The sequence below is a fragment of the Lentzea sp. NPDC092896 genome (assembly GCF_044754905.1).
In the GTDB taxonomy this organism is placed as follows: Bacteria; Actinomycetota; Actinomycetes; order Mycobacteriales; family Pseudonocardiaceae; genus Lentzea.
Map to the genome: position 1 here is coordinate 397454 of NZ_JBIVPX010000010.1, position 6000 is coordinate 403453.

A 6000-nucleotide genomic window follows, 5' to 3' on the forward strand; every position below is an offset into this window, starting at 1 on the left:
GCGTTGTCAGGTGGTGCGCAGGCGGCGCAGGAAAGGATCGATGTTCCGGGCGGGCGCGACGCGCACTCGTGCGTCGACGACCACGCATCCCTGGTCCGTCAGCACCAGGGGGTTGATGTCGAGCTCGACGACCTCGGGCAGGGCTCCTGCCAGTTCCGCGACTCGGAGCAGGACCTCGCGGACGGCGGCCTCGTTGGCGCCGGCGAGCACGTGGCCCGCGGTGCGGAAGCCGTGCAGCAGGTCGTCGGCGTCCGCTGTGGACAGTGGTGCGAGAGCCGCGGCGCGGTCGTCGAGCAGGTCGGTGTCCACGCCGCCGAGTCCGGTGACCACGAGTGGTCCGAACTTCTCGTCGGTGACGACGCCGACCAGCAGCTCCCGGCCGCTGGAGGCCATCGGCTGCACGAACACACCGCGCAACCGGTCGCCGAACCGCTCCTGGAACGCGCGGAAGGCTTCCGCCACACCGGCGGCGCCGACGACGCCGAGCTCCACGCCGCCTCCCTTGCTCTTGTGCAGCAGGTCGTCGGCCACCGCCTTGAGCGCGACCGGAGCGTCGTAGGCCTGCTGGGCCGCCACCGCGTGCTCTGCGGTCGTCGTGAGCGTTCCGCCCAGCACCGGCAGGCCGAACGCGGTCAGCAGCGTCATCACCTCGTCCGGAGGCAGCCAGCCCTCCTTCTCGGCAACGATCGCTTTCGCGGTGTCGAGGTCGATCCGGTTCAGGCGGGCGAATTCCCGCGGGCGAGTCAGCCAGTCCGCCCGCTCCACCAGCCGTGCGAGTGCGGCGGCGGCGCGAGCGGGTTCGGCGTAACAGGGCACGTCACCCGCGAGCCGTTCGGTCTGGCCGGTGCGCACCGCGAGCACGGGCTTGCCTTCGACGTTGTGCACACCGCCCGTGGGTTCACCGAGTGCGGTCGGCACCGTCACGGTGATCACGGAGTCGACCGCCGGGTCCGCGCCGACGAGGTCGAGGCAGCGGGCGAAGGTCTTCTCGTCGACGACCGCGGTGGTGTCGACCGGGTTCTGCACGCTGGCCGTCGGCGGGACGAGCTGCGCCAGCGCCTGGCGGGTCTCCTCGCCGAGCGTGGCCATCTGAAGGCCTTGGCGGACGCAGGCGTCCGCGGCCAGCACGCCGAGCCCGCCGGCGTTGCTGAGCACCGCGACCGACCGTCCACCGGGGAGCGGCTGCCAGCTCAGGGCCATCACGGCGTCGGTCAGTTCGGGCACGCTGCCGACCGCGATCACACCTGCCTGCCGGAACAGCGCGTCCCTGGTGACCGACGGCGTCGCGGTCGAGGCGGTGTGCGAGGCGGCGGCACGCTGACCGGCTTCGCTGGTGGCGGCGCGGATGGCGAGCACCGGTTTGGTGGCGGCGACGCGGCGGGCGACGCGGGCGAACTTGCGCGGGTTGCCGAAGGACTCCAGGTACAGCGCGATGATCCGGGTGTCCTGGTCGTGCTCCCACCACATCAGCAGGTCGTTGCTGCTGATGTCGAGCTTGTCGCCGGTGGAGACGAGGTTCGACAGGCCGAGACCCAGCCGGCGCAGCTCTTCCTGCACGCCGATCGCGATCCCGCCGGACTGGGTGACCAGCCCGATGTGGCCGGGGAGCGTGCTGTGCGCCGCGAAGGTCGCGTTCATCCGCACGCCCGGCGAACTGGTCGACACACCAAGGCAGTTCGGGCCTACGAGCCGCATGCCGTGCGCGCGAACCGCGTTCAGCAGCTCTTCCGCGTCGACACCGGACGAGATGACGACCAAGGCCCGCACCCCGCGACGACCGCATTCCTCGGCGACGGCGGGAACGGCCTTCGCCGGCACGCACAGCACCGCCAGCTCGGGTGCCTCGGGCAGTTCGTTCACCGAGGTGTGGCAGTCGACGCCGGCCACGGACTTCGCGTGCGGGTTGACCGCGTACAGGTCGCCCGCGAAGTCACCCTCGGCGAGGTTGCGGAGAACCGCGTGACCCACCGAGTCCGGCGACCGGCCCGCTCCGATCACGGCGATCGAGGTGGGACGCAACACGTGCGTCAGGCTCGCGACGTCGGCGCGCGACTCCCGTTCGCTCACCACGTCGAGGTAGTGGTCGCCGGGCTCGAGGACGAGCTCGACGTAGACGACCTCGCCATCGGGCACGATCGAGGTCACGAGACCCATGCTCGTGAACACGCGCAGCATCCGGCCGTTGATCGTGAGCACGTCGGCGGTGAACCGCCGCACGCCCCGGCCGCGCGCCAGCGACGCCAGGTGCTCCAGCAGCAGGGTGCCGACGCCGTGGACCTGCTCGGCGTGCGACACGACCAGCGCGACCTCCGCGAAGTCCGTCTGCCGCACCACCACGTAGCTCGCGGCCCCCAGCAGCCGGTCGTCACGGTAGGCGCCGAGCACCACGTGGTGCGGGGAGTCCGGCGAGACCATCCGCTCGACGAAGTCCTCCAGCTGCCGCGGCGACGTGCTGAAGAACCTGAGGTACTGGTCCTCGATCGGCAGTCCGCGGTGCAGTTCGAGCAGGGCCGAGACGTCGTCCGGGCCCAGCTCGCGCACGGTGACGACCGAGCCGTCCGTCAGCAACGCCGCCGCGTTCACAGCAGTGGTCCAGGCGTCAGCGGTGCGGCCGCAGTGGCGAGCGCGTGCTCCTTCTTGACCTTCGGCTCGCGGATCACGACGACCGGGCACGCGGCGTGGTGCACGCAGTAGGAGCTGACCGAACCGAGGACGGCCTCGACCAACTTGCTGTGCCCGCGGCTGCCGACCACCAGCAGTTCCGCGTCCTCCGACGCTCTGGTGAGCGCGTCCCTGGGGTCGCCCTCGACCAGGATCCGCCGGATCTCCACGCCCTCGAACCCCTGCACGGCACCGTCGAGTGCCTTCTGCGCCGAGTCCTTCATCGCCTGCGGCGACATCGCCATCAGCACCTCGGCGGGCACCGGGCCGATCATCCCGCCGTAGTCCGGGTGCCAAGCCGTGATCACGTCGACCGGGCATCCGCGCCGGCGAGCGTCCTCCACGGCCCACCGCAACGCCGACTGCGCGGCCGGTGATCCATCAATGCCGACCACCACGGGCCGGGGCTCGTTCTCGCTCATGTGCTTCAGCCTCGCCGTCCACGCCGCGAGCGGTGAGTGCCCCGGGTCCCGCGCCGTCCGGGACCTTCGTCCCCGGCCTGCCAGGCCATGCCCGGACCGAACGCGACGACCACGGGCGCGAGCCGCGCGGGTGATCACGAGGAACAGCACCGGGATCGCGGCCGGCGAGTGCGCCGCCTCGAGCGACATCGGCCAGCTCTCCACGACTTGGCCCGCGTGAAGGCGTGCTGCCTCTCCGTCAATGCTCGACCGCGGTGATCCGTCCGCGCCGCCCGCCGGGATCTACCAGCCAATCGCCCCGCTTCGCCTTCATCGCGTCCTCCGTTCGATCGATGTGATCGAGGGATCGCCGCGTGCGTGCACGTCAGCAGTGCGGATGGACTCGCGCGGCTCGTGACGTTGGCCCCTGCCAGCGCTCACGCCCAGGCCGCACGCTGGTTCCGAGCGATGGGAGCAGCCATGAGGACACCTGTGATCCTGGTCGGCGTCGACGGTTCGACCGAGTCGCGCGCGGCGTTGCGGTGGGCGATGGAAGAGGCAGCGCACCGCGGCGCGCGGGTGGAGGCCGTGCTGGCCTACCAGAAGGAGCCGGTGGTCGTGCCGGCCGTGCCGATGGGGCTCAACCCGTACGGAGAGATGCCGCGAAGGCATCCGGCGCGCGAACTCCACGACACCGTGCGGCAGGTGCGCGGCACGATGCTCCACGCGCCGGACGTCACCGAGTGCGTGGTCGTCGGCGACGCGGCCGAACACCTGGCGGAGGCGTCGAAACACGCCGCACTGCTGGTGATCGGCACACGTGGCCGTGGGGCGGTTCGCGAGTTCCTCTCGCACGGCGTCGCCGCGAACTGCCTGCGCCAAGCCTGTTGCCCTGTCGTGGTCATTCCCCCGACGGCGACCCGCTAGCCGGGTCGCACGACCGCCAACGGGCACGGCGCGTTGTAGACGAGTGCCTGACTCGTCGAGCCGAGCAACATCCCGGTGAACCCGCCGTGCCCGTGGCTGCCCACCACCACGAGCTGAGCCTCAGCCCCGTAGCGCATCAGCGCCCGCACCGGCCGATCGCGCACGACCACCGGGTGCACCAGCACGTCCGGGTACTTCTCCTGCCACCCGGCGAGGCGTTGCGCCAGCAGCCTGCGCTCGTCGGCCTCCACCTGTCCCCAGTCCACAGTGAACCGTGAGGCGGTGTAAGCGCTCTCCACCATGAAGTCCTGCCAGCACATCACCACGGTGAGCTGGGCGCCGCGCATCGAGGCCGTCTCGAAGGCGAACGCGAGCGCGGCCTCGCTGGTCGGGGACCCGTCGACGCCGACGACCACCGGGCCGTCGGGAACGGCGGTGCCGCGGACCACGATGACCGGGCTCTTGCCGTGCGCTGCCAACGCCAGGGCGGTGGAACCGACCAGCATGCCGGTCACCGTGCCGAGGCCCTGCGAACCGACCACGACGAGGCGCGCGGACTTCGACTCCTCGATCAGGAGTGCGGTGGAGCCGCAGCACACGATCTCCGTCGTCACCTCGGCTTCCGGCGCCACCGCCCGAGCCGCCGCGGTGGCCTCCTCCAGCTTGTCGCGGCCCAGGTTCTCGATCGCCTGGCGGATCTCGTTGCCGGTGAGGATGACCTCGGGGTAGCCGCGGGTCGGCAGCGCGTAGGCGTGCACGAGCCGCAGCGGCACCCGGTGGCGGGCGCATTCCCGCGCGGCCCAGGTGACGGCGGACAGCGCTGAGGCGGAGCCGTCGACGCCGGCCACGATCGGGGCGGATGGGGCTTTCATCGCTGTCCTCCAGTCAGAACGCGGGTGCGGAGCACGCCCGGCACCGCGTCGGCGAGTGCGACGAGGACCCGTTCGGTCTCCTCGTCGGTGGTGACGGCGCCGATCACGGCTTCGCCGTCGTGGACCGTGACCGTCCACTTGCGACCGCTGCCGTACATGTCGAGCACGCGCTGGACCTCCGCGGCCACGGTCGTGTCGGCCCTGGCGAGCACTCGCACCAGGTCGCGGCGGGTGACGACGCCGATCACGGTCGAGCCGTCGACGATCGGGACGCACCGCCTGCGGTCGTCGATCATGACGCGGGCCAGCATCTCGGCGGGGGCGGCGGCGTCCATCGCCACGGCGGGGGTGGTCATCACGTCGGCGACCACGCCGCCGGTCTCCTCGAGGTAGCCACCGCGCACCAGGTCGGCCTCGGTGACGATGCCGACGAGGCGCTTGTCGTCGTCGACGACGGGCAGCGCGGTGAACCCGTGCGAGACCATCAACGCGGCCGCGCCCTTGAGCGGGACGGCCGGCGTCACGGTGATCACCGGGCTGGTCATGATGTCGCGAGCGCGCATGGCGGACTCCCTTCCGGCTTCAACGCTAGGAATCGGCACGGCCCGCGGACGCGGTCGTTGGTCCCGTGCCGACCGGGCCCTTGGCTCCGCCCGCGCGGACAGAGCGGACGTGCTCACCCCGGATCGGGCACGTGGACTCTCCGCACGACCGGTTCCACGGAAGAGCCTGGACACGGCAACGGAGGCGAAGATGATGAACTGGTACTACGGCACCGCGATGGGCTGGGGCGGGTTCCCGATGATGGCGCTGACCCTGCTGGTGTCCTGGGGCGGCCTGGTCGCGTTGGTGGTCGTGCTGCTGCGCCGATCGCCGCACACCGGCTCGGAGACCCGGGTGCTGAGGGAACGGCCGGCCAGGGGTGAGATCGACACCGAGGAGTTCGAGCGGGTGCGGAGCACACCGGCTTCCAGGTGACAGGGTCTTTGGTCCCTGTGTGCCGCCGGTCGGTTGAGAGATCGTGATCGCGGAACGATCGAAAGAAGGTGGTTGCGGTGGTGTCGCGAGTCTTCCTGGTGGACGACCACGAGATCGTCCGGGTCGGCATCAGGGAGCTGCTCAGCGCCTCCCCCGACCTG

The 6000-nt window shown here is 71.3% G+C and carries 6 protein-coding genes; 2 read left to right on the plus strand and 4 right to left on the minus strand.

The annotated features are described in order from the left end of the window. Positions 1 to 6 precede the first annotated feature (6 nt). The gene (locus tag ACIQF0_RS38995; protein WP_401038528.1) at positions 7 to 2583 is read right to left on the minus strand and encodes a GNAT family N-acetyltransferase; all 2577 of its coding nucleotides are present in this window, start codon (positions 2581 to 2583) and stop codon (positions 7 to 9) included. Beyond that, positions 2580 to 3272, minus strand: coding sequence for a universal stress protein (locus tag ACIQF0_RS39000; protein ID WP_401038530.1), 693 nt, complete (start codon positions 3270 to 3272; stop codon positions 2580 to 2582). Before ACIQF0_RS39000 ends, ACIQF0_RS38995 begins: the two co-directional genes overlap by 4 nt. Positions 3273 to 3542: 270 nt before the next feature. Between ACIQF0_RS39000 and ACIQF0_RS39005 the strand changes: the two genes are divergently transcribed. Beyond that, entirely contained in the window at positions 3543 to 3989 is a 447-nt protein-coding gene (locus ACIQF0_RS39005; RefSeq protein ID WP_401038532.1) for a universal stress protein, read from the plus strand. Here ACIQF0_RS39005 and ACIQF0_RS39010 read toward each other — a convergent pair. Next, the gene (locus ACIQF0_RS39010) at positions 3986 to 4861 is read right to left on the minus strand and encodes a universal stress protein (protein ID WP_401038534.1); all 876 of its coding nucleotides are present in this window, start codon (positions 4859 to 4861) and stop codon (positions 3986 to 3988) included. The two genes, ACIQF0_RS39005 and ACIQF0_RS39010, sit on opposite strands and share 4 nt — an antisense overlap. Beyond that, entirely contained in the window at positions 4858 to 5424 is a 567-nt protein-coding gene (locus ACIQF0_RS39015; protein WP_401038537.1) for an HPP family protein, read from the minus strand. The genes ACIQF0_RS39010 and ACIQF0_RS39015 overlap by 4 nt, the downstream gene beginning before the upstream one ends. Before the next feature lie 190 nt (positions 5425 to 5614). Here ACIQF0_RS39015 and ACIQF0_RS39020 point away from each other — a divergent pair, with 190 nt between their 5' ends. Further along, on the plus strand, positions 5615 to 5839 hold the full coding sequence (locus tag ACIQF0_RS39020; protein WP_401038539.1) for an SHOCT domain-containing protein: 225 nt from the start codon (positions 5615 to 5617) through the stop codon (positions 5837 to 5839). The last annotated feature ends 161 nt before the right edge of the window (positions 5840 to 6000 follow it).

What these genes read in the sequence shown, in the direction of transcription:
- ACIQF0_RS39000 (WP_401038530.1), bottom strand. Translation starts at nt 3,272, where the DNA reads ATGTCGCTCGAGGCGGCGCACTCGCCGGCCGCGATCCCGGTGCTGTTC.
- ACIQF0_RS39010 (WP_401038534.1), bottom strand. Translation starts at nt 4,861, where the DNA reads ATGAAAGCCCCATCCGCCCCGATCGTGGCCGGCGTCGACGGCTCCGCC.
- ACIQF0_RS39020 (WP_401038539.1), top strand. Translation starts at nt 5,615, where the DNA reads ATGATGAACTGGTACTACGGCACCGCGATGGGCTGGGGCGGGTTCCCG.
- ACIQF0_RS39005 (WP_401038532.1), top strand. Translation starts at nt 3,543, where the DNA reads ATGAGGACACCTGTGATCCTGGTCGGCGTCGACGGTTCGACCGAGTCG.
- ACIQF0_RS39015 (WP_401038537.1), bottom strand. Translation starts at nt 5,424, where the DNA reads ATGCGCGCTCGCGACATCATGACCAGCCCGGTGATCACCGTGACGCCG.